The sequence below is a fragment of the Propionispora vibrioides genome (assembly GCF_900110485.1).
GTDB classification, from domain to species: Bacteria; Bacillota; Negativicutes; order Propionisporales; family Propionisporaceae; genus Propionispora; species Propionispora vibrioides.
The window spans coordinates 121161-148040 of the sequence record NZ_FODY01000006.1 but is presented as its reverse complement, the minus strand read 5'-3'; the positions used below and the strand labels follow the sequence as shown (position 1 = coordinate 148040).

The following is a 26880-nucleotide window of genomic DNA, read 5'->3' as shown; positions in this document are numbered from 1 at the left end:
ACAAAAAATGCAGGCAGCTTTGGTAAGCTGCCTGCGAAAAGCGTCGAAGGAAGAGATTATTGTGCGGCTTTTGCTGTAACGGAACTGTTCTGTAGATAATAACCGACGCCACGTACCGTTTTTATGTCAGGTAAATCTAATTTTTTGCGCAGATAGTGAATATAAAGATTAATGGTTTCCATGCCGGTATCGGAATTGTAGCCCCAAATTTTTTGCATAATCCGTTCTTTCGTAACTACTTGGCCGGAGTTGCGGATTAAGAGTTCGAGCAATTGCGATTCTTTTACGGTCAGATGGATTTTTTCATTATTCTTGATAACCTGTCCCCGGACAGAATCGAAAATTAAGTTGCCGATAACCAAAGTGCTTTTGACCAGGTCTTTGCTTTTGCGGCGCGTCAGTGCCTTCAGCCTCGCTACCAGTTCTACCGCAAAAAACGGTTTAACCAAATAATCGTCGGCACCGGCATTGAGGCCTTGAGCCCGGTCCTCCGGGGAACTTTTGGCAGTCAGAAAGAGCACCGGCGTATCATAGCCAAGCTCACGAAACTCTTTTAACAGAGCTAAGCCATCCAGTTGGGGCAGCATGCGATCCAAAATAATTACATCATAAATTCCGGTACAAGCCATGTCTAAGCCTTTTTCTCCGTCTTCGGCGGTATCGACAATAAAGTTGTTTTTCTTTAACAAATGGGATAGTGCTTCGCTCAATTTTACTTCATCTTCTACTAATAATAAACGCATATGAAACATCCTTTGCAAGCACAGCCTTGTGAAGTTTTCCCCTCCCTGGGTTTCTAGTATTATTTTCCTATATGAATCTTTGTTTTTCGTTTAGAAACGACAGATATTGTCAAAAAATATTAAAATATAATTTTTTTTTAAGATGAAAGCTTGATTATCCTTAATGGTTGGCCGTTTAAGGCGAGCAGACAGCAAGAAGAGAAGCCGGCGCAGGAAATTGGTGTATATCCTGAACCGGCTTCTCCCAAAGAGATCACAGACATATATGTATCAGGCTAAACCCTGATAATTTTTATTGTCATACGCCTTTACACAAGGGCAGGCGAACCGTAAACGTTGTCTGTAAACCAAGTTTACTATCGGCCTGGATGGAACCGCCGTGGCTGTCGACGATCCATTTGGCAATGGCCAGTCCCAAGCCGGTTCCCCCTTTGGAGCGTGAAGGATCTACCTGGAAGAACCGGTTAAAGATTTTATTCAAATATTCGGGTGGAATGCCTTCGCCGTAATCGGTTACGGCAAGTGAAGCCATGCGGTTGTTTTTTCTTAGTTCTACAATAATTTTTCCCGTATTTGGCGAATGGCGCAGGGCATTATCTACCAGAATCCCGACAACCTGTTTGATTTTGTCTTCATCGCCTTTTACCGGCAGCGGCTGATCGGCAATAACTTGCAGCAAAATTCCCCTGGTGAGCGCTAATGGTTTAAAGGATTCCACGGTTTGCACAATAGCCAGACTGAGATCAAAGGTTTGCTGCTCCAGACGCTGTTCATGGGAATCCACCCGGGCCAGGAACAGCAGTGAGTTAATCAGCTTGGTCATTTGAGTCGTTTCTTCCTGAATGTTGTTCAGCCATTTTTGCTGATCGGCGACTAGTTCCTGGGGACTGTCCAGTACAATATCCAGATTGGTCTGCATCACGGCCAGCGGTGTCCGGAGTTCATGGGAGGCGTCGGACAAGAAGTCCTTTTGTTGCTGTAGCGCATGTTTGATAGGCTGCATGGCCTTGTCGGCCATGTAAGCGCTGCTGAAAAAGGCAAGCGCCAGACAGAGCACACCGGCAATGCTTAATGCTGTCAACAACTGATGCAGCATATGTTTGGCGTGTTCCAGGTCTTCCATTACGATCACTGTTCCGTTCTGGTTGGGTAAGGAAGATTTCAAATAATAATAACTGGTTTCTTCAAAGGCAACAGTGCCTTCCGGTTCAGCCTGGTCCAAAATTTTTTGAACCAATTGTTCCACATGTCCCGGTTCGGAAAACCGGTCAGACGGTTTAGTGGTAATGCTGCCCCCGTTATCTGTTTTTACATAAAAGACATTACGGAAGAATTCCGGTGGTGGGGAAGGCATGGAGGGGGAGGCGGCAGGGGATGTAAGAAACAAGGGCAGCGGGTTACCGGATTTTATATCTTCCATTAGTTTGCGTGAACCCATTTCGGCCCGATGAATCATATCGGACTGGATAAAATAATAAGTGCCTGTGTTCAGTCCCGCAAAAATAAGAAAGATGATGGCAACATTGATCAGGATGAGTTTAAAGCGCAGTTGCTGAAACATATTGCTTGTCATCCTTTAAAAAATAGCCAACGCCCCGTACCGTCCGAATGCAGTCTGTTGCTAATTTTTTTCTTAGATAGTGGATATAAAGATCCACGTTGTTAATTTCGATTTCCGAATTATACCCCCAGACCTTTTCCATAATGCGTTCCTTGGTAATAACTTGTCCCTGATTGATCATTAAGAGTTCTAATAACTGTGATTCCTTGGTGGTCAGATGAATGGATGTGCTGTCTTTGAATACTTCACAGCGCAGCGGATAAAAAAGCAGATTGGCTGTCTGCAGGCAGTCGCCTACCATGGTCTTGGTTTTCCGGCGGGTTAACGCCCGGAGGCGTGCCAAGAGTTCATCGGCAAAGAAGGGTTTGATTAGATAATCGTCCGCACCGGCATCCAAGCCTTCGACCCGGTCCTCAGCGTTGTCCCTTGCTGTCAAAAAGATGACCGGCGTATCCAGCCCCATGCTGCGAATTTCGCGCAAAAGGGAAACACCGTCCATTCCGGGCAGCATGCGATCCAGAATGAGTACTTCATACATACCGGACGAGGCCTTTTCAATCCCCGTTTCGCCATCTTGTGCCGTATCAACCAGATAGCCATTTTTTTTCAGCAGATAAGATAATGATTCAAGCAGCTTCCTTTCATCCTCGACTAACAATATTCTCATGTTGAACTCCTTTATAACACAGCCCTGTAGAAAATTGTCCGTCCCTGGATTATTTTACATCCTATATTTTATTAGAAATTTCTTTGAAATGCATTTGTTTTTCAAAGAAAAGTCAAAGATAATTAGAAAAAATGTGTAGATCGCTGCCGGAATATACGTTTTATGGATAAATAGTAAAAAACTTGCGGCAAAGTGGTGTATGATCTGCGAACGGCTGACGAACAATAAACGTTAAAGGAGGGATGAGTATGCGCGAGGATAAGCCGGACAAGCAAATGGACGGTGAAGAGCAAAAAGTAGGATCAATCGTGCGCAATGCGCTAAAACGGGAGCAAGACGTCCTGGCAAAAGCCGCAAATGGCCAGGGAGAACTTAATCCGGATAAATAGGTAAGAAGCCTGCTTAGATAACCGAAGCAGGCTTCTTACTGTCAAAATGTGCTGAATAGATAGTGAGATAAAAAAGGAATTCTAAAAGGGAAAATAGAATAAAAAATTAGAGAAATATTGATTTATTCGCAGCACGCATCACGACGGATTTTTCCGCCTGACTGTGTCGGGAAAATTTGCAAGAGCGCGGCTGGTCCGGCGGTTTTTCTTTCTTGCCAGACGAAAGATCCTTGCCGATCTGGTGTGGTCAGTAAATTAATGGTTCCCTGAGATGGCTTTAAATTCCGTATGTAAAAGGCAGGTAATTGATTTGTCGGATATAACTGAAATTCTAATCAGGGCGGAACGCTTGCATCAACTGGAAAAAGCGGAGATCGTTGCCTTGCTTGCCAACCGTGTGGATGACGCCGAATTATTTGGTGTGGCTGACCGGATTCGGCAGCGGTATGTGGGCGATGAAGTACATTTACGCGGCTTGATTGAGTTTTCTAATATATGTAAGCAAAATTGTTTGTATTGCGGGTTGCGCCGCGATAATCAAGATATTAAACGGTATCGGCTAGAACCTGAAGCCGTCATCGAGTTGGCGGCTAAAGCAAAGAGTTACGGTTATAAAACTGTTGTTTTGCAGTCTGGTGAGGATGTCTATTATACGGTGGAAAGGCTGCAAACCGTAATTTACGGAATCAAGGATTTGGGTTTGGCCTTAACACTTAGCCTGGGTGAAAAAACGCGGGAGGAATACAGGGCTTATCGAGAGGCCGGTGCAGACCGCTATCTGCTCAGGATTGAAACGACAGACCGGCAGGTATATGATCAATTGCATCCCGGAATGAGTTTGGCCAACCGGCTGCGCTGCTTGCGGGACTTGCGGGACTTGGGTTATGAGGTCGGTACAGGTATCATGGTGGGGTTACCGGGGCAATCACAGGAATCTCTGGCCGAGGATATTTTGTTTTTTAAAGCAATAGATGCCGATATGATAGGGCTGGGGCCGTTTATTCCCAATCCGGCTACGCCGCTGCGGGCAGCGGCGGGCGGCACCTTTGAACTGGCGCTGAAAGTGATGGCCATTACCAGACTGTTATTGCCTGACAGCAATATTCCGGCTACCACAGCCATGGAGACACTGAACAAGCAGGGCAGAACAATTGCCCTGCAGAGTGGGGCCAACGTGGTCATGCCTAACGTGACAGAAGGAGAATACCGGCAGCTATATATGTTGTATCCCGGTAAGATCTGCATTAATGATACGCCGGCGCACTGCCGCCAATGTATCGGCGGCAAGATTGCGGCCATCAACAGAACCATAGCGCAGCATGCGGGTTTTCGCAGCGGAAAAAACCTGGGACAGTTATAACTGTCCCAGGTTTTTCTCATACTATGAGGCAATAATAACAGCCGTTCTAACAAACGGCAATTTTGCAGGAAAGGATGAAGACTATGAAAGATTTTATTCCGAAAAGGGTATTCTTTGAGCCGCAAGCATTGGACTATCCACTGGGCCAGGAAATGTACGAACGGTTTCGCCAAATGGATATACCGATTAAATTGACCGGTTCTCATAACCGGGTGACCGGAATCCCGGGAAACTCGACCCAGGAAGCTTTCCGGGAAGCCAAGCAAACGTTGGTTGTCGGTGTGCGAAAAAGCGCCGACTTTGTTACCTGCAAGCCCTCGGCGCATTACCAGCTGCCGCTGAATACCAGTTGTCCCGGCATGTGTGAATATTGTTATTTGGCGACTACCCTGGGGAAAAAGCCCTATATAAGAGTATATGTAAATATTGAAGATATTCTGGCCCGGGCCAAACGGTATATGGAAGAACGGGCACCGGCCATTACTATTTTTGAGGGAGCCGCCGTTTCTGATCCTATCCCGACGGAACATCTAACCGGACTACTACGCCGGACCATCGCTTTTTTTGGTGAACAACCATGGGGGCGGTTTCGATTTGTCACGAAATTTACCGATGTTGCCTCTCTGTTGTCGGTCAAACATGCGGGACATACCCGCTTTCGATTCAGCATTAACGCTACATCGGTCCTGCAGCAGTTTGAACATGGCACTCCGGGACTGTTAGAACGGGTAGCGGCAGCCCGGGATGTTGCCAGGGCAGGCTATCCGCTGGGGTTTATTCTTGCGCCGGTATTTAAGTTTCCCGATTGGCAGCAGCAATATCAAGCTGTCATTGCCTTGTTGCAGCAAGAAATGACTAAAGTGGCAGTCGCCCCCGATCTGACGTTTGAAATCATTACGCACCGGTTTACCAAACGGGCGAAAAATAATATCCTGGACTTATATCCTCACACGCAGTTGCCGCTCGATGAAACGGAGCGGATGTTTAAGTATGGACAGTTTGGCTACGGTAAATATGTTTACCCAAAAGAAGAACAGAAAGAACTGAAAGACTTCCTGACAGAGGAACTGCAGCGACGGTTTCCGGCAGCGGCGATCGAATACTTTGTGTAAATTATAGATAAAGTATTGAAAAGTGTCGACTTTTAGCAGGATTATTAAAAAAAAAAAAGAATTTTTACAGGTAGAAATTATGAATAGGCAGCGTTGACCGGATGGATCTGTTGGCAAGTTGCGTGAGGTTTTCGTATGTTCGATCATGTCGACATCGGTAAAGCGACCCAAGCTGCCCTGCTGCCGGGAAGGACCCGGCAGCAGCCCGAGCGATTCTTATCCGGTCAGTAAAGCGTTTTTTCAGCTGTGTTTGATGCACTCCGGCGAAAACAAAATCCTTATAGCGGCCGGAAATGCGCCATTTGGTTTGCCGGCAGCGTATTCCTGAGATTCTAACAATACGGTGGAAGATGGGCGCAGGAACAATGATGTATTTGTAAGTTTTATTTTGGGTTAGGAGGCCGAATCTTGGAAAAGTCGACAGCAATAGGAATAGTGTTAGGTTTAATAGCCGTTTTTGTAGGCATGGTGTTAAAGGGAGCCAGTTTGACGGCATTAAATAACCCTGCTGCCTTTTTAATTATCATCGTAGGTACCATTGCCTGTATTTTTAATGCTTTTCCTCTTAATGATGTAAAAAAGTTCCCCACGTTGATTAAAATGCTGTTTAGGCAGCCGCCGCAATTTCCTAAAGATGAGTTGTTAAAACTGTTTGTGGAATTGTCGCAAACGGCCAGACGGGAAGGGATTCTGGCGCTGGAAAACCGCGTAACCGAAATTCCCGATCCTTTTTTGCGCAACGGGTTGTCCATGGTTATTGACGGACTTGATCCTGACTTTGTCGGTGACGTGCTGGATGCCGAGGTACATGGTATGGAGGAGCGGCACCGGACCGGCGCCTTGATATTTTCGCAGGCCGGTAGTTATGCACCGACGCTTGGGGTGCTGGGAGCCGTTGTAGGCTTGATTGCTGCTTTGGGCAATTTAAACGATATTGATAAGCTGGGTCATTCAATCGCGGCTGCTTTTATCGCGACAATGCTTGGTATTTTCACCGGCTATGTACTCTGGCATCCGTTTGCCAATAAGCTAAAAATGATGTCGAAAATTGAAGTGGAAAATAAAAAAATGATGATTGAGGGAATTTTATCCTTGCAAGCCGGTGATTCCCCTACCGCGATTGAGGCAAAATTGATGGTGTTCATACCGCAAGGTCAGAGAGCGCTGTTAAAGCCTTCGGAGGAGAGAAATGGCTAAGAAGAAACATGAACAGCATCATGAAGAACATATGGATGAAACCTGGCTGATTCCTTATGCTGACTTGTTAACTTTATTGCTGGCCGTGTTTATCGTATTGTTTGCCTCTTCGCAGATTGACCAGAAAAAGTTTGAACAGATCGCCCAGTCGATGAGTGCGGCCTTTGGCAGTGGCAGCCCGGCTATTCTGGATAGTGTCAGAGTTGATACGGCCAGTCAGCAAGCACAGTCCGGTGAAGATGATCAATCGGCAAAATCGGCCAAAGAGCAAGCTTATATGCAGGAGAGTGCCCAGCTTACTCAGGTGAAAAAACTGTTGGATCAGTACATACAGGACAATGGCTTGACCTCGGAATTGCAAACGGTAATTACTGACGAGGGTTTAGTGCTACGGATTAAGGATAATGCGCTTTTTCTGTCGGGCAGCGCTGATCTGGTGCCTGAATCGCGTCGTATGGGGGCGGAAATTGCCAAGATGTTGATGCCGCTTTCCCAGAAGATTGTCGTTTCCGGCCATACCGATAATATACCGATTCATACCGGCGAGTTTCCTTCCAACTGGGATCTCAGTGCGAAACGGGCCGTTAATTTTGTCAAATTTCTCTTAGCCCAGGAAAAATTGTCACCGGCTCGGTTCAGTGCAATTGGGTATGGGGAATTTCGTCCCCTGTCCACTAATGATACGGAAGAAGGGCGGATTAAAAACCGCCGGGTGGAAGTGCTGATCGTAAGAAATTATAAAATGTAAAAAATAAAGCACGGAGAAATAACCTGTCAGTGAACCTTGCATATAGATAGCTATGCAAGGTTTTCTTATGCCGTGGCTGTTGTAGCCGGACTTGGCAAGCAGGTGGTATAAAGGCTATAATGCAGAGTGAGGTGACAAACATGATTTTGGGTACGGGTATTGATATCATTGAAATAGGGAGAATCCGAACGGCTATCGGCCGGGAAAGTTTTATTAGAAGAGTTTTTACGCCGGAGGAGCAGGCGTATTGTGAAAGCCGGGGTGTGCAGCGGCCTTCTTCCTATGCGGCGCGTTTTGCCGCCAAGGAAGCTGTCATGAAGGCCTTCGGTACAGGTCTGGCAGGTGGTAACTGGACAGATATTGAGGTTATTCCGGCTGAGGGAGGGCGTCCGTTGGTTCGGCTTCACGGTTCCTTTGCCCGGTTAGCAGAAACTCAACGGGTAGGAGAAATCCATATTTCATTAACACATGCGCGGGAGTATGCGGCGGCACAAGCGATCCTATGGGGGAGAGACGACAGATGAAGGCGGCTATGGCGGAAGAAATGCGCCGCCTGGATGAGCAGGCGGCGCAGAATTATGGAATTCCCGGCATTGTACTTATGGAAAATGCCGGAGTGGCGGTGGTCCGGGAGATTGAGACAATCATGGATGGTGTATCTGATAAAAAGATTTGTATTTTTGCCGGTAAAGGAAAGAACGGTGGTGATGGTTTTGTTGCAGCCCGTCATCTAAGCAACCGGGGTGCTAAAATTAAAGTCTTTTTATTGGCGGCGCGCGACGCCGTTCAGGGTGATGCGGCTATACAACTGGAGATTCTTATCCGGATGGGCGTGGATGTAATCGAAGTTACCGGGATACGGGACTGGGATAAAGTGAAAATCGGGGTCGCTTTTGCCGACTGTCTGGTAGATGCGCTCCTAGGGACCGGCTATGGCCGTGATATTACCGGTGCCATGGCTCAGGCAGTGGAGCTGATCAATCATGCGGGGAAAACGATTGTGGCCGTAGATATTCCGTCCGGGGTTTAGGCTGATACCGGACAGATCGGTGCTTGCGCGGTAAGGGCTGATTATACGGTTACTTTCGGCTTGCCCAAACCGGGGCTTTTGCTGTATCCGGGCGCGGCTTGTGCCGGGAAATGGACGGTCGCCGATATCGGTCTGCCGGCAGCGCTTCTGGAGACACCGGCCCTGAAGCTGGCGGTGCTTACGCAGCGTGACATAAGCCGGCGTCTCCCCGAGCGGCGGCCGGATGCTTATAAAGGCGACTGCGGCCGTGTATGGGCAGTCGCCGGTTCAACCGGTCTTACCGGTGCCGCCGCTTTGTGTACTACGGCGGCCTTGCGGTCTGGTGCCGGTCTGGTCACCCTGGGAATTGCCGCAAGCCTTAATTCTATTATGGAAGTAAAAGTGACCGAAGTAATGACCAGGCCGCTGCCGGAATCCGCCGATGGTGCTATCGGTTTAGCCGCCTGGGGGATTATTGAGCACGAGGCGGCGGCCAGCCAGGTACTGGCGGTTGGCCCTGGCCTTGGCCGTCAGGCGGAGACGCTGGCGCTGGTGCGGGAAATTGTTGAAAAGTCACAGGTTCCATTAGTGCTGGATGCCGACGCGCTGTATGCTTTACAGGATCATACCGGGCTGTTAGGCAAGGCGAAGCACATGCCGGTGTTAACGCCTCATGCCGGGGAAATGGCCCGGTTAACCGGACTGACAGTTGCCGATATTAATGAAAATAGGCTGGATGTAGCCAAGATGGCGGCAAATGAATGGCAGTCCATTGTTGTTTTAAAGGGAGCGCCTACCTTAATTGCCCTCCCCGGTGGCGAAATTTTTGTTAATACCACAGGTAATGCCGGTATGGCGACTGCCGGAAGCGGCGATGTGCTGACCGGTGTGATTGCCGGTTTGCTGGCCCAGGGCCTTTCGGGCTGTGATGCGGCTTTATGCGGGGTATATCTTCAGGGGCTGGCCGGTGATTTGGCTGCTGCAAATGGAATGGCGGGCCTGCTGGCAGGCGACCTGCTTAAGACGCTGCCCGCTGTTCTGGCGCAACTGCAGACAGCCGGGGCTACATGCCGAAAAAGTGACGGTTGATGTCAGATAAAGTACCGGGGAGAGAAATTTCGATTTTTAGCTATATTCCCATGGCAATAGTAGGCATAATTTGTTTGTTGCTAATGCATACTTAATCATGGTATAGTTAATTCTGAAGGTATATATATAAGTTGACTTTAGTATATAAATATATATAATTAATTATAGCAAGCCATGTATAGACTGGCGGGGGTGAAGGTGTGGCCGAATTAAAACGTATTATGATAAGTATTCCCAATAGCTTGCTCCAGGAAGTTGACGGTATCATCGCCATGGAGAAATTAAGCCGTAGCCAGTTTGTGCGCGAAGCGATGAAGCGGTATATTGAAGATCGTAAAAAGCAGGCTATTCGTGACATGATGCGCAAGGGATATCAGGAAATGGCCGTTATTAATTTGTCCTTGGCGGAAGAGGGACTGCTAATTGATACGGATATGTTTGAAATGCCCACCCTGTTGGCGGAGCGTGAATAATATATGATCGTAAAGCGTGGGGACATTTATTATGCCAATTTAAGCCCGGTTGTTGGTTCGGAACAGGGGGGACACCGCCCTGTTTTAGTAATTCAAAATGATGTTGGTAATAAATACAGTCCTACCGTTATTGTTGCAGCTATTACTTCGCAAATTTCCAAGGCGAAGCTGCCGACTCATGTGGAAATCAGCGCCAAACAATACAATTTGGAAAAAGATTCGGTTATTTTGCTGGAGCAGATGCGTACGATTGATAAACGGCGGCTGAAAGAGAAAGTGACACATCTGACAGAGGATATTATGACTCAGATTGATGATGCTGTGCGGGTGAGTCTGGGACTGGTTCAAATTTAAAAGTATGGCAAGCAGGGGATAGGCGGGCGACTGCCTATTTTTAATTTTCCGGATTGAAATTTAAAGCTCTTTCGCACTACTAGGCGAAGGAGCCGCGTATAGCTGATCTATGTCAGGCGATGACAACGACGCAGGCGGGAAAATTTTCGTAAAATAACTAAGTTTAAGGGGATTACGCAAAGAGGTAGATTATGCAGCTAAGCTATAAACAACCTGTCAAAGTATTTTCTGTGCTGGTCATGATATTGCTGTCGGCGATATTTCTGTTTGGCTGTGCCGAACGGCCGGTTGTTTCAAAGGCTGGTGAGCTGGTGGTGGATGTGATTGACGTCGGTCAGGGAGATGCTATTTTAATCCGGACCAACGGCGAGACAGTTCTCGTTGACAGTGGGGATGTTCCAGCCAGGGATAAACTGGTGGCATACATAAAAAAACAAGGAATTCAGGAATTGGATAAAGTGATTATTACCCATCCCCATGCCGACCACTTGGGAGGGATGAAGGCTGTTTTTGATAATTTTCCGGTAAAACAAACCTACGATAGTGGGCAGACCACAACAACTTCTTTGTACCGGCAGTATTTGACTACAATAAAAAAGAAAAAAATTCCTTTTGCAGTTATGACTGGCGGTGACAAAATCGAACTTGGCGGTGGCGCGGTGCTGCAGATACTTTCTCCGCCCAAGCCGCTGTTAGAAGGCAAGGCTGCACTGAATAACAACTCTATTGTGGCTAAACTTATCTATGGGAATTTTTCTATGCTGCTTACCGGTGACGCGGAACAGGAAGCAGAAGCGGTTATGGTAAATGAATTTTCCGGTCAATTGAAAAGTACCGTATTAAAGAGTGGGCATCACGGCAGCAATACTTCCTCATCGGAAGACTTTTTGGCCAAGGTGGCACCGGAAGCTGCTGTGATTTCGGCAGGCGAGGGTAATGAATATCACCATCCCCATCCGTCTACCTTAAAAAAATATCAGGCAATGAAAATCAAGATTTACCGCACCGATAAGGATGGTACGGTAGAAATAAGAACTGATGGCCAGGGGTATTCTATAAGCAAGGAGAGAAACTGACAATGCGTATCAAAGCTGTTGTTGATCGTCTGGAAGGAGATAAGGCCGTTTTATTGCTGGGAGATGAAGAGATACAGGTTGTTTGGCCCTGCGCTCTTTTTCCCGATAAGGTTCGGGAAGGCGATATTTTTGATATAGCGGTGACTTTTGATCCACAGGCCACCCAAGAGGCCCGGACTGCCGGTGAAGCATTGTTAAAAGCACTGCTAGCGGAAAATCAAGACGAGTAGGCCTGGAGCGTTCTTTTAGTGGGATAAAATATTGGTAATTTTATCCGATTATTACTAGGGTTTGTTTGTAAATTAACGGAATGCTTCATGGCGAGTGATTTTTGTGCCAGACGAGGCAACATGTTGCAGGAATAGCGGCCCCTATTTCAAAACATGTTAACGAAGTATGGCATAAAAAGCACCGTTAGGAGGCGTTTCGGATATTTTACAAACAAGCCCTAGGAGAGTTGACGAAGGCCTTACAGCATGCCGCCCATACCTCCCATGTCACTCATGCCACCCATAGCGGCAGTGATGATCTTATTTTTTTCGGTTTGTTGGTAAATAATGTTCAGACGTAAAGTTTGTCGTTTCTTATGCAGGATTTTTTTAGAAAAACGCGAAGATTACCCATATATGTCGTACTATGGGAGGGTTGAGGGTGCAGCGCAAGTTGCTTTTCGCGTTTTTGATCATGATGTTGCTGCTGTCGCATATGGCGCTGGCGGCTGAGTTGAACGTTTCCCAGGCTGCTCCGGCTATTGCAGGTTCTCCGTTGAACGGTAATGTCATACGCCAGGCGGCAGAATTGCTGAATGTGCGTTTTGCCGTCCACAATGATGCGGTAACCGGTAGCAGCAAATTGCGTTTGGTTATCGATTCCAGTGGCCCGGTTGAGGCAAAAGGGTCTCTGGTTAGCGCTCCCAGTCCTCAATTGATTGTGGATGTACAAGGTGCTACAGCGGGAAAAATAAGTAAAAGTCTGACTTTGGATGGAGCTATCGCCCGGCAAATGAGTGTCCAGGCCATTAACAGTCAGACTAGCCGGATTGTGATTGCTTTACCGGCTGCTCTCGGCGCTTCCGATTATAAAGTATTTACTTTAAAAAGTGATGCCCAGGCCAATAAAACACACCGGATTGTAGTGGATATCAACAAGCCTGTGCCGGTACCGTCCTTTTCGTTTACGCCGGGGCTGAAAAACAAGGTGATTGCCCTTGATCCCGGTCACGGTGGGACTGATCCGGGAGCTATTGGCAGTAATACGCAGGAGAAAACCATTACGCTGGCCGTAGCGCAAAAAACCAAGCTGTTATTGGAACAAGCGGGAGCCAAGGTAATTATGACCAGGCAGGCGGATAAAGACGTTTTTGGACCTAATGCCAGTGCGGTGGACGAACTGGGCGCACGGGCGAATGTGGGCAATAATAATAAAGCCGATGTGTTTATCAGTATACATATCAACGCCTTTACCGATCCCAGTGTGGGAGGTATCGCCAGTTATTATTACCCTAAGACCGACTACGACACGCTATTAGCGGACAGCTTGCAGGACAATCTGGTGACGTCTATTTTCGGCGGTTTTGGCGATCGTGGCATTCATCAGGCCAATTTTTATGTTTTGAAAAATACGGTTATGCCGGCATCCCTGGTTGAGTTAGGGTTTATCTCTAATCCTCAAGAGGAAAAATTGATGAATACACCTCAGTTTCAACAGGAGGCGGCGCAAGGGCTTGTAAATGGCTTAGGACGTTTCTTTGCTCAGGCAGCCGTTAAAGGAGGTGGGCAATAAGATGAAGCCCCTACGTTGCAGTGGCCGCCTAAAAATTCTTTTTATCAGTCTCTTATGCTTGGGCTTGCTTGCCGGTTGCTCTCAGCAGACGGTGCCGCCAGAAACTTCTTCCGGTGTGGAACAGTCGCAGACTGAAAAATCCGCCGGTCAGGCAACTGGCCCGAACGGACAGGTGCAGGCCGGAACCATGCGGCTGACTATTTATCACGCCAGCAAGGATGCGGAGCATCTGGTTCCCGAGGTGCATACGGTGCCGCAGAGTACACACCCGGCTCAAACAGCGTTAGAGTTATTGTTGGCCGGTACGAAAAATAAGGAACTGACAGCCGTGATCCCGGCAGGGACAAAGCTTCGTTCCATAACCGTCAAAGACCACATTGCCTATCCGGATTTTACGGATAAGCTGATAAAAGATAACCGCGGTGGGTCTGCTTCTGAAATTTTAATTGTTGGTGCGATTGTCGATACATTGACCGAGTTTCCCGAGATTCAAAAGGTTCGTATTCTGGTGGAGGGAAAGCCTATCGATACGATTTCCGGACATTTGGATTTAAGCCAGCCTTTGGGCCGGTCAGAGGATATCATCAAACGATAGCGGTTAAAGGGAGGGAGCATGCTTATGCATGCTCCCTCCTAATATGCAGGCAGACGGCTGATGTTGCCCGCAAGGGTTACTTTTTTACGATGCTGAGACCATGCTTACGCAGTTTCTTTAGCACAGCCGTGTGAGAGAGGGAAAGCGCCTTGCCGAGCTGCCGGAGGGTCCGGTGCTGTGTTAAGGCCTTTATAAGTACGTCCCGTTCCACTTTATCCAGTATTTCATCCAGGGCACATTCCGGCAGAACGGTCTCCAGCGGTGTTGGCGAGTAATCGTGATCAAAGATAATGTGTTCGTTGAGCAGAATGCTGCCTGTGACCAGATTAACGGCCCGTTCAATGACGTTTTCCAGCTCACGGATATTGCCGGGCCAGTGATATTCCATCAGCTTCTGCAAAGAGCTTTCACTGATAGCGGTAACCGGCTTGTGCAGTCTGGCGGCGTAACGGCGAAGAAACAGCTGGGACAGTAAAGGAATATCGTCGCGTCTGGCTTTAAGCGGCGGAATAAACAATGGAATGACATTGATGCGATAATACAGATCTTCGCGGAATTTTCCCTGCTGAATCATTTCTTCCAGGTTGCGGTTAGTAGCTGCTAAAACACGAACATTGACCGGTATTTCCAGGGTGTCGCCAATGCGGCGTATTTTTCCCTCTTGTAATACCCGCAATAGTTTAGCCTGCAGAGAGGTGGATAATTCACCAATTTCATCCAGGAAGATAGTTCCCCTATCGGCAAACTCAAAGAGTCCTTTTTTTCCGCCTTTGGCCGAACCGGTGAAGGCACCGTCCTTGTAGCCGAACAGTTCGGTTTCCAATAAAGTATCCGGAATGGCGGCGCAGTTGAGCGGTACGAATAATTCCTTAGCGCGGGCCGAAGTGTCGTGGATGGCCTTGGCAAACAGTTCTTTACCCGTGCCGGTTTCGCCGCGGATTAATACCGTTGAATCTCCCTGGGCAATGGTTTTTGCCAGTGTCGCTACCCGCTGCATGGCTTTGCTGGTATAAAGAATATCGCCAAAGGAAAAGGAGGACTGGCCTGTTACCGTATAGACCAGGTCCCGGACATCGCTGATGTCCTTCAAAATGGCGACAGCGCCGATAATTCGCCCGTTGCCGTCCATGATAGGGCGGCCGCTGGTCAGGTAATGGCTTTGTGTAAGGATATTGATCACTTCACAGTTATCGTAACCTGTTCCCGTTTGCAGCAAAGTCCGCAAGGGAACGATACTGGACGGAAACAGGCTGTCCAATGAGCTTTTGACTAATTGGTCTGCGGTCAGATGGGTGATCTTTTCGGCGGCCGGGTTATGCTGCGTTATATTTCCCTGGGGATCGACCGCGATGATTCCGTCACTAACCGAGCCTAATACCGCTTTAAGCTGTTCGGCTTTTTCCTGATAGGGCATTAAATCAATTTCCTGGACATCAATTACCTGAGAAATGGCTCTAATCGTTTGAAAGATGTAGAATTTGTCATCTTCTGTCAACAGATTAATTTCTAAGAAGACAGTGTTTGGTTTTACTTCCATCGAAAGAATGTTGATCTGGCGTTCGGCCAAAATACAGGAGATATCTTTGATTAACCCAATCCGGTCCACATTGGGGATTTTCAGGCATAGACTTTTCATGGTTCCTCCTTAGGCTGATAAAGACAAATATGTCGGATTTTTTAAAATATGATAAGTGTGACGCAAGGTATTGGCCTGCACCGATCAGATGATTTAATAATGTTAGGCGCGGCCGGTACGATTTCCTTTTTTATTTCTCACAAATTTTTTCTGTGAAGTGGCATACTAATAATGCAGGAAATGCTGATATCTGGCAAGAAGTAAACCAGATGAAAACACATTGCCACTAACTACGTTATCAATGTATTGTTAGTAACTCAGATAAAAAATACATGGCGGGGTTTGTTTTTTTATGACAACACACAAAATCGAGGAAATTGGCGAATTTGGTCTGATTGATTTAATCAAACAAGATACCATCCAAAATCCGGGCTGTGTCATTACCGGGATAGGTGATGATGCGGCCGTTGTTCTGCCTGCGCCAAGGCAGCTCCAACTATTGACAACAGATATGCTGGTGGAAAGCGTTCACTTTGATCTTCGGACGACGACTCCCTGGCAACTCGGCTATAAAGCCATTGCGGTCAATCTTAGCGATATTGCCGCTATGGGCGGGACTCCCAGGCACGTGCTGGTTTCACTGGCGATCAATAAGCAGGTTTCACCGGATTTTGTTGTTAATCTATATGAAGGAATGAAAGAAATCTGCCGTGAGTTTGGAGTGAACATTGTCGGCGGCGATACGGTGGCTACTTCCGGCGGTATTGTTATCAACGTAGCAGCCATGGGTGAAGTGGAACCGGGTAATATTGTGCGGCGATCCGGCGCCAATCCCGGGGAGATTGTAGCTGTTACCGGGAAACTGGGCAATTCCAGCGGCGGCTTAGACTTGCTGCTGACCGGCGACTGGGAAGACCATGATTTTGCCTGGCCGCTGGTAACTGCGCACCTGACGCCGCGACCGCAGGTAAAGGCCGGAAAATTATTGGGGCTTGCCGGCGCTTCCAGCCTGAATGATATCAGTGACGGTCTGGCGAGTGAGATTAATGAGATTGCCGCTGCCAGTCAGGTAGGGATACGGCTTTTTGCCGGGCAAATACCGCTGTCTGACGAACTAAAGGCTGCTGCCGCTTTATTTCATAAGACTCCTCTCGACTATGCGCTGTACGGCGGGGAAGATTATCAACTTGTATTTACCATGGAAAAAGGCAAATGGCGGGAATTGCAGGCAACTGATTTAGGTGTAGCCGTTACCCCGATTGGTGAGGTGACCAAACCCCATACCGGGGTGATTTTGATCAATGAGACGGGCGAGGAACAGCCGCTCGTAGCGCGTGGCTACAATCATTTTCGGTAGATGGCGGGCTGCGCTACCAACTCTGAAATTACAACGTCTTTACGGAGTTTTACCGTAAAGGCTTCGTTGTTGATGGTTTACCTATAGTCGACAGGCAAGCCTCCTCCGACTTGCCTTACAAAAAAACGCAAATTAATTTACACTTTCAAAGTTGCCGGAGCACTAGCCGTATAACACAATAGAAACGACAGGAGCTTACTATAATGGTAGTAATAAAAATAAAAACTTTTAAGCCGGAAGAAACTTACCGGCTGGGAGAAAAACTGGCGGTATTGCTGCAAGCTGGTGACGTGGTTTGTCTGTCAGGAACACTCGGCGCCGGAAAAACGCTACTAACACAGGGCATTGCGGCAGGACTCAAGATTCGGGAGGCAGTCACCAGTCCAACCTTCACGATCATGAATGTATATGATGCGCCTGTACGGTTGTACCATTTCGATTTGTATCGTTTGGAGCAGCCCGGCGAACTGGCCGACATCGGTTTTGATGAATATACAAATGTACATTCTGACGGTGTGGCTATTATTGAATGGCCTGACCGGTTTGATGGATATATGCCGGAAGAAAATTTCTGGATTACCATCAGTCTGGGCGAACAAAGCGGGGAACGGGTGATTAGCCTGGCCGCAAATGGTGGAAATTACGAAAGACGGATTGAGAGGTTGAAAGATATTGCCAATTCTTGCGATTGATACAGCGACCTTGGTGTCCGGCGTTGCCTTGGCAACAGCCGACACGCTGATTGCCGAATTAACTTTGCAGACAAAGAAAACCCATTCGGAATTACTGATGCCTCACATAGCCCAGGTCTTGCAAATGGCGGAAGTTGATAAACATGCGTTGCAGGCGGTGGCTGTCAGTATTGGACCGGGCTCCTTTACCGGGCTGCGCATCGGTCTGGCAACGGCCAAGGCTCTAGCCTATGCCTTAAAAATTCCCCTTGTGGGGGTGCCGACTTTACCGGCACTGGCCTTTGCCTGTCCTGTCCCCGGCGTGGTACTTTCACCGATGCTGGATGCCCAGAAGGGGAACGTCTATCAGGCCTCATACCGCTGGCATAATCGGGAACTGCAGGAATTAGTGCCGCCGCGGGTCATTGCGTTTACTGATGTACTGAAGGAATTAGCTGCTATGGATACGCCGGTATTACTGTTAGGGGAGTCTGCCGCCGCTTACCGGGAAGTCATTCAGGCCAAGGGAATGCCGGTTATGCTGGCCGAACCGCATCTGATTATGTCCCGGGCCGGCAGTACCGCCGTGTTGGCTCATCGGTTGCTGGACAACGGAAAGATCAGCGATCCTTTTACGCTGGAGCCTTTGTATATAAGAAGGTCGGAAGCCGAAGAACTTTGGGAAAAGCGTTGTGGAACCGCCAATGAGTAATACTTGCATTCGACGAATGGGGCTGCTGGACATTGACGCCGTACTCTTGGTCGAACAGGCTTCTTTCTTAACGCCTTGGTCCCGAACCGCCTTTGAGTCGGAAATATGCAATAATGAACTGACCCATTACTTAGTCGTATGTGTAGAAAAGCAGGTAATTGGGTATGCTGGGATGTGGGTTATTGTCGATGAGGCTCATGTTACCAACATCGCTATTTTGCCTGAATACCGCGGTAAGGGAATTGGTGAGAAATTGCTAATCGCTTTAAAGGAAGCCGCTGATAGCCGGGGGGCCGCCAGAATGACCCTGGAAGTCCGGCCTTCCAATTACGCGGCACAAAAGCTTTATGAAAAACTGGGATTTAGCCGTGCGGGAGTGCGGAAACATTATTATACCGACACCAAGGAAGATGCCATTATTATGTGGTGCGATAAGTTATAAGATGTATGGAAAATGGAAAAAAAGACCACTTTCGTGGTCAAAGGGTGATTGTTCACAGTAGAATATGCCGATGGTAATCAGAGTGTTACCGGGTTTGAGCTATAAAAAATGTAGGGGCGGCCAGGGCCGCCCGATACATTACTACAGCTTGGATTCATATTGTTCAATCATTTTGCGAACCATGTGACCGCCTACCCGGCCGCAATCAGCGGAAGTCATTGTGTTCCAACCCTGGGAGCGAACTCGTTCGGCAATTCCTAACTCTGACGCAACCTCTAATTTCATCTGATCTAAAGCGTTTTCTGCAGACGGATTCACAGGTTTTCTCGAACGTGCCATAGTGGCTTTCTCTCCTTTTTAGGCGTGATTTTGTATCGCATGATTGTCGCCTGATTCTAATGTGGCATAAATTCGGTCGAACGATACCATGAAATTAATAGCAATACGGAGGATTACAGGATATGGGTGACACTATACGACAACGATGCCTTACTCTGGCATTGGAAACGAGCTGTGATGAAACATCAGCGGCTGTTGTTGCCGACGGGCGGGTCGTATTATCAAATATTATTTCTTCGCAGATTCCGGTGCACCAAAAATTTGGCGGTGTTGTGCCGGAAATCGCTTCCCGCAAACACATTGAGAATGTAATGGCGGTGGTTGACGAGGCGTTGTCTGTAGCCGGAGTCGGCTTAACCGACATTTCAGCCATCGGGGTAACCTATGGACCAGGGCTGGTTGGTGCCCTACTGGTCGGTGTTTCCGTGGCTAAGGCGCTTGCCTTTGCGGCAGATTTGCCGCTGGTTGGCGTAAACCATCTGGAAGGACATATCTTTGCCAATTTTTTATCTCACACTGCCTTGCAGCCACCATTTATCGCCCTGGTAGTATCTGGCGGACATACTTCCTTAATCCAGGTCAAAGACTATCATTCCTTCGAACTATTGGGACAAACCAGGGATGATGCGGCAGGGGAAGCCTTTGACAAGATTGCCCGGGTGCTTAAACTGCCTTATCCGGGTGGTCCTCACATCGACAGGCTGGCTCAGCAGGGAAACCCGGCGGCCATTGCCTTTCCCCGGGCCCTTACGGGCCAGAAAAATTTCGAGTTTAGCTTCAGTGGTTTGAAATCAGCGGTTATTAATTACATTCATAACGCCGAACAGAGAGGAGAACGGATACCGCAGGCCGATTTGGCGGCCAGCTTTCAGGCGGCTGTTGTCGATGTACTGGTTGATAAAACCATGCATGCCGTCCGGCAGTGCCAGGTAAACCAAGTTGTTGTAGCCGGCGGCGTAGCCGCTAACAGCGCCCTCAAAACCGCTCTTCAGGAAGCCTGCGGAGCTGCAGGACTGGCATTATATTATCCCGACCCCATTCTTTGTACGGATAACGCCGCTATGATTGCCTGTCGTGCTTATTACCACTACTTACAGGGTGATCTGGCGGATTTGCACCTAAACGCCCGGCCTGCTTTAAAACTGGGGAACCGCTGAAGTAATGAGCCTGTCGGCCTGGTGCTATATGGCAAGGCAGTAAAACCGCAGGAATAGAGGGGCTATTTCAGGGGTTTGCTGACGTCGTCAGGTGGAAAAAGATCCGTCAGGAGGGGCTGTGCAAATACACCTATGGTCACCTAGACGTTTGAAGAAGGAACATGTTTGCATTGATTGTTTTCTTATGGTGGACTTATATAGTAAATATTTATGAAAATTAGAGATTTGTTGTTGTAAATTGTCCTGGGAAACAAGGAATTTTTAACCGGTAAGTAGAATAGATATACTTTGAACCATTTTTGGAGGTACTTGTATAGCCATGAGTGTAGTAGGAGATATATGCAGAAAAATAACTACACTGCAATCAACGCAGATTGAATTGTTAGAAAATATAACTGCCAATATAGGACTCATGGCAGATTTGGCTCATGCGCAGGTCACTGTATACGCTAAGGCGAGTGACAATAATTTTGTTGTCATTTTGTCTCAGGTAAAACCTCATACGAGTTTTATTCAGCGTAAGCCCAGCCTGCTGGGGTCGACCGTCCACATTGCCGAAGAACCGCTGGTTGCCCGTACCTTTGTTTCCGGTCAGTCTATTTGCGGGCAGCGTGAATGGGCGCTGGGTATGTGGATGGAAATGCGAACTTACCCGATCTTTGATAACGATGACGATATTATTGCGGTCATCAGCTTTGAAGCCAGCTCTGATGAAGTGCGGGCGGAAGGCCATGGCATTTTAGTGGAAAGTGCGTATATGTTGCAGGCAATTCTGCGGGAAAGGTCTAACCGCAAGCTGTTCCGGCCGCTCTCAGCCAGTGACGGTATCCTGGTGATTGATGAAAAAGGACAAATTATTTTTGCCAATTCGGCCGCTACCAGTATTTTTAAGGTTTTAGGTGTCTCTCATATTGTGGGAAGGCGTTTTTACGATCGCCATGTGGATATGCGGTTAGTCCAAAAGGCAATTCGCAGCAAAGAACCCAGTGAGGTTGAAGTAGAAGCTGGCGGGATGACGCTGGTACAACGGGTGATTCCGATTGTCAGTGACGCCGGACTGGTTGCCCGGGTGGTTGTTATTGTCGCCAATGTGACAGAAATAAAGAAAAAAGAAAAAGAGCTTTTGATCAAAGCGGCTGTTATTCAGGAAATCCATCACCGGGTTAAAAACAATCTGCAAACGATTGCCAGTCTGCTTAGATTGCAAGCCCGCCGTACCAAATCGCAGCCGGTTAAGGCAGCTCTGCGGGAAAGTGTCAACCGCATTCTTAGTATTTCTGTCGTGCATGAATTTTTATCGCAACAGGATGCCGAATTTATTGATGTGGCGGAAGTCGCCCGTAATATTTTGGATATGGTGATTCAAAATATGCTGGAGCCAGATTTTAATTTGCAGACAATTTTTAATGGGAATACGGTCATTTTGGCTTCAGAAAAAGCCAGCAGTCTGGCTCTGGTCATCAATGAATTAATCCAAAATTCCATTGAACATGGTTTTATCGGCCGTCGCGAGGGCATGATAGGTGTGGATATTGCCACGTTGGAAAAAACATATCAAGTGGATATATATGATAATGGTATTGGCCTGCCTGATGGCTTTAGCCCGCAAAATTCAAACAGCCTGGGGTTACAGATTGTGCGCACCTTGATAGAAGACGATCTTGGCGGCAGTTTTCAGCTATACGCCAATAATGGGACTCATGCGTGCATTACCATACCCCGCGAAGTGGAAGGAGGGAAATAATCATATGCAACCTTTGCGTATCGTGATAGCGGACAATGAATCAATTATCCGCATGGATTTGAAAGAAATACTGGAAGAAGCCGGACATACTGTGATCGGTGAAGCCAACGACGGGGTGAAAGCGGTGGAATTAGTGAGAAAGCTGCGCCCCGATCTGGTGATCATGGATATAAAAATGCCGGAGATGGATGGAATTGCGGCTGCAAAAGTTATTTCCAACGAAAAACTTTCACCGGTTTTGCTGCTTACTGCATTTAGTCAGAAAGAAATAGTGGAAAGGGCAAAAGACTCAGGTGTATTGGCCTATCTGGTCAAACCGGTCAAAGAGGTAAATTTATTTCCGGCAATGGAAATTGCTCTCTCTCGGTTCCGGGAAATTACCGAATTGGAACAGGAACTGGAAGGCGTTAAAAACTCTCTGGAGACCCGTAAAATTTTAGACCGGGCCAAGGGCATTCTGATGGATGCCTATAATTTGAATGAAAGTGAAGCATACCGCCGTATTCAGCAGTATAGTATGAGTAAACGGAAATCTATAAGGGAAGTGGCTGAGGCGATTGTAGAGTCCGTTACAAAGAAAAGGTAGTAAACCCGGCAGGCTGCTGCTGGGTTTTGTCTCATAGGCCGCCTTGCGAGCATTGTTTGCCGGTTTAGCGGTCAGTATATAACTCTCGGGGAAGTCCGGTCCGGCTCTCTGAGAGTTTCTTTTGCAATTTGAATAAATTTTCCAGATGGGGCCATACTAGTATCCTGTTAGTCTTAATCCAGTGAATACTGGCGGTCTATTTTTCGCCACCTTCGTTATCGTCAGTTAGCATACTGCCGGTATACCTCCTTCTTTCGTCTTGGGTCGTGAAAATAGCTTTACCATTCTCCTGGTGTTTTAAGGCTGACAAGGTACTAGAACAGGAAAGTTGTACCCAAGTTGTAAAAAAAGTGGATTTTTCCCCAGAAAGCTCTTGATTTTTTTGTGCAAATTATATATTATAATTTATGGAATTAGCACTCAACCTTAGTGAGTGCTAACAAGTAAATTATAAATGACAAACACGATAAAGGGAGGTCATTTTCATGATTAAGCCATTAGGCGACAGAGTAATTGTTAAAGTTGTGGAAAAAGAAGAAAAAACAAAAAGCGGCATTGTATTGCCGGACACTGCCAAAGAAAAACCGCAGGAAGGTAAAGTGATTGCTGTTGGCACCGGTAAAGTATTGGATAACGGCCAACGGGTTGCGCTTGATGTGAAAGAAGGCGACAGAGTCATTTTTGCTAAATACGGCGGAACAGAAGTTAAATTTGATGGACAGGATTATCTCATCCTCAGCGAAAGAGATATCCTCGCTGTTGTAGAATAATAAAAATCAATTACGGGAGGTAATACATAATGGCAAAGCAAATTATATTTGACGAAGAAGCACGCCGCGCACTCGAAAGAGGGGTAAATGCGCTTGCTAATGCTGTAAAAGTAACTTTAGGACCGAAAGGCCGTAATGTTGTTCTTGATAAAAAATTCGGTGCACCGACTATCACCAATGATGGTGTAACCATTGCCCGTGATATTGAACTGGAAGATCCGTTTGAAAACATGGGTGCTCAGCTTGTTAAAGAAGTTGCCACAAAAACCAACGATGTAGCCGGTGACGGAACCACAACCGCTACTTTGCTGGCACAGGCTATGATTCGTGAAGGCATGCGCAACGTAGCTGCAGGCGCTAATCCGATGATCCTGAAAAAAGGTATCCAAAAAGCTGTGGAAGCTCTCGTAGCTGAAATTAGAAAAAGCGCCGTAAAGGTAGAAACGAAAGATGCCATTGCTCAGGTTGCTTCAATTTCCGCCGGCGATGAAGAAATCGGCACACTGATCGCCGAAGCTATGGAAAAAGTAGGTAAAGACGGTGTTATTACCGTAGAAGAGTCCAAGACCATGGGCACTGATCTGGAAGTAGTAGAAGGCATGCAGTTTGACCGCGGCTATATCTCTCCTTACATGATCACCGATGCCGATAAAATGGAAGCTGTGCTGAATGACCCTTACATTTTAATCACCGACCGTAAGATCACTGCTATTGCTGATTTACTGCCTGTATTGGAAAAAGTGGTTCAACAGGGCCGCGAACTGCTCATTATTGCCGAAGACATTGAAGGTGAAGCACTGGCTACGCTGGTAGTAAATAAACTTCGTGGCACCTTTAAAGCCGTAGCTGTTAAAGCCCCCGGTTTTGGCGATCGCCGCAAGGCCATGCTGGAAGACATTGCTATCCTGACCGGTGGCAGCGTTATTACCGAAGAGCTAGGCCGTAAGCTGGACAGCGTGGAAATCACCGACCTCGGACGGGCCCGTCAGATCCGCATCTCGAAAGAAGAAACCACTGTAGTTAACGGTTCCGGTTCCTCCGACGAGATCAAAGCCCGTGTAAATCAAATTAAAGCACAAATCGAAGAAACCACTTCCGATTTTGATAAAGAAAAACTGCAGGAACGTCTGGCTAAATTAGCTGGCGGTGTAGCAGTTATCCAAGTAGGTGCTGCTACCGAAGTAGAATTGAAAGAAAAGAAACTGCGCATTGAAGATGCATTAAATGCTACTCGTGCTGCTGTTGAAGAAGGTATTGTCGCAGGCGGCGGTACTACATTCATTGATATTCAGGCTGTACTGGATTCCCTGACCCTCATTGGCGACGAAAAGACCGGTATGGAACTGGTGAAACGCGCCATTGAAGAACCTGTCCGTCAGATCGCTAACAATGCCGGCTTGGAAGGCTCGGTTGTTGTGGAAGGCGTGAAAAAAGCCGGTAAAGGTATTGGCTTCAATGCGTTGACTGAGGAATATGTTGATATGATTAAGTCCGGTATTGTTGACCCGGCCAAAGTGACCCGTTCTGCGTTGCAAAACGCAGCCAGCATCGCTGCTATGGTGTTGACTACGGAAACCTTGGTTGCCGATAAACCGGAAAAAGATAACGGTGCTGCCGCTGCCGCTGCTATGGGCGGTATGGGTGGTATGGGTGGTATGGGCGGCATGATGTAAGGTGTGCTTTGACCCCTTGAGTTTAAGGGGCCAGGTGCTCAGATTGGTGCCTTGACCACATAAAATTTGTTTTATCAGAGGCTCCTCATGAGTTCAGTGAACTCTTGAGGAGCCTCTTTCTTTTGTTTTGGCGACATGCAGATATACTTTTCTGGTTGTGTCATCAGAACGTCCAAGCCGTTCCCAAATTTCCTTGGCCTTAAGTCTGCCAGCTATTGCATGAACCCCTTTCAAGCTAGTGCCTCATCCGGTAGGAAGATGTAGTATGGCGTCGAGAATTTTTGCCGTCAGGCAAGACGGAGGAGGCGCGCATATCGGATATATGTAAGCCGACGACAACGAAGACTGACGGTAAAAAGGCCGGTGATCTGCTACAGACTTTGCCGGATGAGGCACTAGACTATTTCTACAAAATGACAATTAGAGCATTAAAGTGTATGTTTGAGGCAAAGTGTCTTGAATTAATCATAAAGCGTGGTTTAATAAAAGTATAATATATATGGTTTGGGGGTATTAAAAATGGAATTACAAGTAGCATTATTTTTAACGCTTGTAGGTGGCGTTATCATCTCCTCATGGATGCTTATAGTAACTTCTAGAAGTGTTTACAATGAGCGTATGAGTATCATAGAAAAAAAGATTAGATTGTTAGGTGGAAATATTATTAATATTGAACAGGTGAAAAGAACGAACTGTCCTATTAATCAGGAGTACAAAGAAGCAGAATTAAGCTATAAATTCTTCAGAGTTAAATACGCTTTAGAAGATAAACTCAAAGAAGGCTGGGCGATAATAGCCATGAAGCAAAACTGGTATGGCGGTAACGGGACAATTGATTCAAAATGGATGTGGCGTTTATAGCCAGAACAAGTTGTAAACAATCTTTCCTCATTTCTGGTAGATGGGGCCCTTAACGATAAAAATGCTATTATCAATTATACACGTAAAGAGGTAATATAATGGAATTTGGCTTAGTGTTTCTTATACTTTGCGTCAATGGGCTGCTGTTAGTCATAAATATCTTTTTGATTAGCAAATGGCGACAAAATAAACAGCAGATAACAGCCTATCGAAATATTGAATTACTAAATAATGATTTAAGAGCTCAAAGACATGATTTTTTAAATCATCTGCAAGTGACATATGGTTTGATTGAACTCCAAGCGTATGAGGAAGCATTCCACTATCTCAATAAGATTTACGGTAAAATTAATCAGTTAAATAATAATATCAAAACAGAAAAGATTGCCATTAATGCTCTTCTACAAACTAAAAGCAATGAAGCAGAGCATAAACGAATCCGCTTTTATGTTAATGCAAGTTCTAGCCTTTCTGAAATTGAGATGGAAGAGTGGGAGCTATGCGGCTGTTTAAGCAATTTAATTGATAATGCGTTTGAAGCGACTTCCAGGGTGGCGGATGATAAATGTGTCTGGATAAGGATCTTTGAAGATATGCACAGCTATTTTTTTGAGGTAGCTAATACTGGCAGGCGCTTAAATGAGGAAGAGATAGCTTCTGCGTTTAGAGAAGGCACAACAAGTAAAAACCAAGAAGGACATGGCCTTGGTCTGTTTCTTGTTAAGAAAGCATTAAAAAACTATGGGGATGTTTGGGCTACCAGTGCTGAGTACGGGATGATCTTTACCATAAAGCTCTTTAAAGCGGCAATTAAGACGTGAAGATTTATGCTTGCAG

At 46.9% G+C, this 26880-nt stretch carries 30 protein-coding genes; 25 read left to right on the top strand and 5 right to left on the bottom strand.

The annotated features are described in order from the left end of the window. Window positions 1–56 precede the first annotated feature (56 nt). The 3 genes from BMW43_RS07330 to BMW43_RS07320 all read right to left on the bottom strand — a co-directional run bounded on the left by BMW43_RS07330 (window position 57) and on the right by BMW43_RS07320 (window position 2971). On the bottom strand, window positions 57–743 hold the full coding sequence (locus BMW43_RS07330) for a response regulator transcription factor (RefSeq protein WP_091745339.1): 687 nt from the start codon (window positions 741–743) through the stop codon (window positions 57–59). A gap of 298 nt (window positions 744–1041) precedes the next feature. Then, the gene (locus tag BMW43_RS07325; RefSeq protein WP_245732259.1) at window positions 1042–2304 is read right to left on the bottom strand and encodes a sensor histidine kinase; all 1263 of its coding nucleotides are present in this window, start codon (window positions 2302–2304) and stop codon (window positions 1042–1044) included. Further along, window positions 2282–2971 (bottom strand): response regulator transcription factor, encoded by a 690-nt coding sequence (locus BMW43_RS07320; RefSeq protein ID WP_091745281.1) that lies wholly within the window; start codon window positions 2969–2971, stop codon window positions 2282–2284. The genes BMW43_RS07325 and BMW43_RS07320 overlap by 23 nt, the downstream gene beginning before the upstream one ends. A gap of 248 nt (window positions 2972–3219) precedes the next feature. Here BMW43_RS07320 and BMW43_RS21045 point away from each other — a divergent pair, with 248 nt between their 5' ends. The 14 genes from BMW43_RS21045 (at window position 3220) to BMW43_RS07255 (ending at window position 14155) form a co-directional block, all read left to right on the top strand. Then, window positions 3220–3360, top strand: coding sequence for a hypothetical protein (locus BMW43_RS21045; RefSeq protein ID WP_177173496.1), 141 nt, complete (start codon window positions 3220–3222; stop codon window positions 3358–3360). Between the two features lie 310 nt (window positions 3361–3670). Beyond that, a complete protein-coding gene (gene hydE / locus BMW43_RS07315; RefSeq protein ID WP_091745279.1) occupies window positions 3671–4720 on the top strand; it encodes a [FeFe] hydrogenase H-cluster radical SAM maturase HydE in 1050 nt (349 codons plus the stop codon). Between the two features lie 83 nt (window positions 4721–4803). Continuing rightward, entirely contained in the window at window positions 4804–5832 is a 1029-nt protein-coding gene (splB, locus tag BMW43_RS07310; protein WP_091745277.1) for a spore photoproduct lyase, read from the top strand. Between the two features lie 408 nt (window positions 5833–6240). After that, window positions 6241–7029 (top strand): flagellar motor stator protein MotA, encoded by a 789-nt coding sequence (motA, locus tag BMW43_RS07300; RefSeq protein ID WP_091745273.1) that lies wholly within the window; start codon window positions 6241–6243, stop codon window positions 7027–7029. Continuing rightward, complete coding sequence (gene motB, locus BMW43_RS07295) at window positions 7022–7777, top strand: flagellar motor protein MotB (RefSeq protein ID WP_091745271.1); 756 nt, start codon at window positions 7022–7024, stop codon at window positions 7775–7777. The genes motA and motB overlap by 8 nt, the downstream gene beginning before the upstream one ends. 140 nt (window positions 7778–7917) lie before the next feature. Continuing rightward, window positions 7918–8301, top strand: a complete 384-nt coding sequence (gene acpS / locus BMW43_RS07290) for a holo-ACP synthase (RefSeq protein WP_091745269.1) — start codon at window positions 7918–7920, stop codon at window positions 8299–8301. Continuing rightward, the gene (locus BMW43_RS21505) at window positions 8298–8807 is read left to right on the top strand and encodes an NAD(P)H-hydrate epimerase (RefSeq protein ID WP_245732258.1); all 510 of its coding nucleotides are present in this window, start codon (window positions 8298–8300) and stop codon (window positions 8805–8807) included. The genes acpS and BMW43_RS21505 overlap by 4 nt, the downstream gene beginning before the upstream one ends. Before the next feature lie 60 nt (window positions 8808–8867). Next, complete coding sequence (locus BMW43_RS21500) at window positions 8868–9875, top strand: NAD(P)H-hydrate dehydratase (protein WP_245732257.1); 1008 nt, start codon at window positions 8868–8870, stop codon at window positions 9873–9875. Window positions 9876–10075: 200 nt separating this feature from the next. Beyond that, the gene (locus BMW43_RS07280) at window positions 10076–10348 is read left to right on the top strand and encodes a CopG family ribbon-helix-helix protein (protein ID WP_223191584.1); all 273 of its coding nucleotides are present in this window, start codon (window positions 10076–10078) and stop codon (window positions 10346–10348) included. 3 nt (window positions 10349–10351) lie between these two features. Continuing rightward, entirely contained in the window at window positions 10352–10702 is a 351-nt protein-coding gene (locus BMW43_RS07275; protein WP_091745267.1) for a type II toxin-antitoxin system PemK/MazF family toxin, read from the top strand. Between the two features lie 191 nt (window positions 10703–10893). Beyond that, window positions 10894–11778: a ComEC/Rec2 family competence protein gene (locus tag BMW43_RS07270; protein ID WP_091745265.1), complete on the top strand. Its 885-nt coding sequence runs from the start codon at window positions 10894–10896 to the stop codon at window positions 11776–11778. Between the two features lie 2 nt (window positions 11779–11780). Next, the gene (locus BMW43_RS07265) at window positions 11781–12008 is read left to right on the top strand and encodes a DUF3006 domain-containing protein (RefSeq protein ID WP_245732256.1); all 228 of its coding nucleotides are present in this window, start codon (window positions 11781–11783) and stop codon (window positions 12006–12008) included. 421 nt (window positions 12009–12429) lie between these two features. Next, entirely contained in the window at window positions 12430–13560 is a 1131-nt protein-coding gene (locus tag BMW43_RS07260) for an N-acetylmuramoyl-L-alanine amidase (RefSeq protein WP_245732255.1), read from the top strand. A 1-nt stretch (window position 13561) separates the two neighbouring features. Then, the gene (locus BMW43_RS07255; protein ID WP_091745261.1) at window positions 13562–14155 is read left to right on the top strand and encodes a GerMN domain-containing protein; all 594 of its coding nucleotides are present in this window, start codon (window positions 13562–13564) and stop codon (window positions 14153–14155) included. A gap of 76 nt (window positions 14156–14231) precedes the next feature. Here BMW43_RS07255 and BMW43_RS07250 read toward each other — a convergent pair whose 3' ends face one another. Beyond that, the gene (locus BMW43_RS07250) at window positions 14232–15791 is read right to left on the bottom strand and encodes a sigma 54-interacting transcriptional regulator (RefSeq protein WP_091745259.1); all 1560 of its coding nucleotides are present in this window, start codon (window positions 15789–15791) and stop codon (window positions 14232–14234) included. Window positions 15792–16083: 292 nt separating this feature from the next. Between BMW43_RS07250 and thiL the strand changes: the two genes are divergently transcribed. The 4 genes from thiL (at window position 16084) to rimI (ending at window position 18913) form a co-directional block, all read left to right on the top strand. After that, the gene (thiL, locus tag BMW43_RS07245; RefSeq protein WP_091745257.1) at window positions 16084–17088 is read left to right on the top strand and encodes a thiamine-phosphate kinase; all 1005 of its coding nucleotides are present in this window, start codon (window positions 16084–16086) and stop codon (window positions 17086–17088) included. 203 nt (window positions 17089–17291) lie between these two features. Further along, window positions 17292–17780: a tRNA (adenosine(37)-N6)-threonylcarbamoyltransferase complex ATPase subunit type 1 TsaE gene (gene tsaE / locus BMW43_RS07240; protein WP_143050582.1), complete on the top strand. Its 489-nt coding sequence runs from the start codon at window positions 17292–17294 to the stop codon at window positions 17778–17780. Beyond that, window positions 17761–18471, top strand: coding sequence for a tRNA (adenosine(37)-N6)-threonylcarbamoyltransferase complex dimerization subunit type 1 TsaB (gene tsaB, locus BMW43_RS07235; RefSeq protein ID WP_091745255.1), 711 nt, complete (start codon window positions 17761–17763; stop codon window positions 18469–18471). The genes tsaE and tsaB overlap by 20 nt, the downstream gene beginning before the upstream one ends. Then, window positions 18464–18913, top strand: a complete 450-nt coding sequence (rimI, locus tag BMW43_RS07230; protein ID WP_091745253.1) for a ribosomal protein S18-alanine N-acetyltransferase — start codon at window positions 18464–18466, stop codon at window positions 18911–18913. Before tsaB ends, rimI begins: the two co-directional genes overlap by 8 nt. A 141-nt stretch (window positions 18914–19054) precedes the next feature. Here the strand turns inward: rimI and BMW43_RS07225 are convergent, their stop codons facing one another. Beyond that, window positions 19055–19252 (bottom strand): alpha/beta-type small acid-soluble spore protein, encoded by a 198-nt coding sequence (locus tag BMW43_RS07225; RefSeq protein ID WP_091745251.1) that lies wholly within the window; start codon window positions 19250–19252, stop codon window positions 19055–19057. Between the two features lie 122 nt (window positions 19253–19374). Here BMW43_RS07225 and tsaD point away from each other — a divergent pair, with 122 nt between their 5' ends. The 7 genes from tsaD (at window position 19375) to BMW43_RS07185 (ending at window position 26864) form a co-directional block, all read left to right on the top strand. Next, a complete protein-coding gene (gene tsaD / locus BMW43_RS07220) occupies window positions 19375–20409 on the top strand; it encodes a tRNA (adenosine(37)-N6)-threonylcarbamoyltransferase complex transferase subunit TsaD (protein WP_091745249.1) in 1035 nt (344 codons plus the stop codon). A gap of 319 nt (window positions 20410–20728) precedes the next feature. Further along, window positions 20729–22153, top strand: a complete 1425-nt coding sequence (locus tag BMW43_RS07215; RefSeq protein ID WP_091745247.1) for a sensor histidine kinase — start codon at window positions 20729–20731, stop codon at window positions 22151–22153. 4 nt (window positions 22154–22157) lie between these two features. Continuing rightward, window positions 22158–22739 (top strand): ANTAR domain-containing response regulator, encoded by a 582-nt coding sequence (locus tag BMW43_RS07210; protein ID WP_091745245.1) that lies wholly within the window; start codon window positions 22158–22160, stop codon window positions 22737–22739. A gap of 485 nt (window positions 22740–23224) precedes the next feature. Beyond that, window positions 23225–23509 carry a co-chaperone GroES gene (groES, locus tag BMW43_RS07205; protein WP_091745243.1) on the top strand — a complete coding sequence of 95 codons (285 nt, stop codon included), beginning with the start codon at window positions 23225–23227 and terminating at the stop codon, window positions 23507–23509. A gap of 29 nt (window positions 23510–23538) precedes the next feature. Next, window positions 23539–25182, top strand: a complete 1644-nt coding sequence (gene groL / locus BMW43_RS07200; protein WP_091745242.1) for a chaperonin GroEL — start codon at window positions 23539–23541, stop codon at window positions 25180–25182. Between the two features lie 519 nt (window positions 25183–25701). Next, complete coding sequence (locus tag BMW43_RS07190; RefSeq protein WP_091745238.1) at window positions 25702–26043, top strand: hypothetical protein; 342 nt, start codon at window positions 25702–25704, stop codon at window positions 26041–26043. A 98-nt stretch (window positions 26044–26141) separates the two neighbouring features. Beyond that, window positions 26142–26864, top strand: coding sequence for a sensor histidine kinase (locus BMW43_RS07185; protein ID WP_091745236.1), 723 nt, complete (start codon window positions 26142–26144; stop codon window positions 26862–26864). Window positions 26865–26880 lie beyond the last annotated feature (16 nt).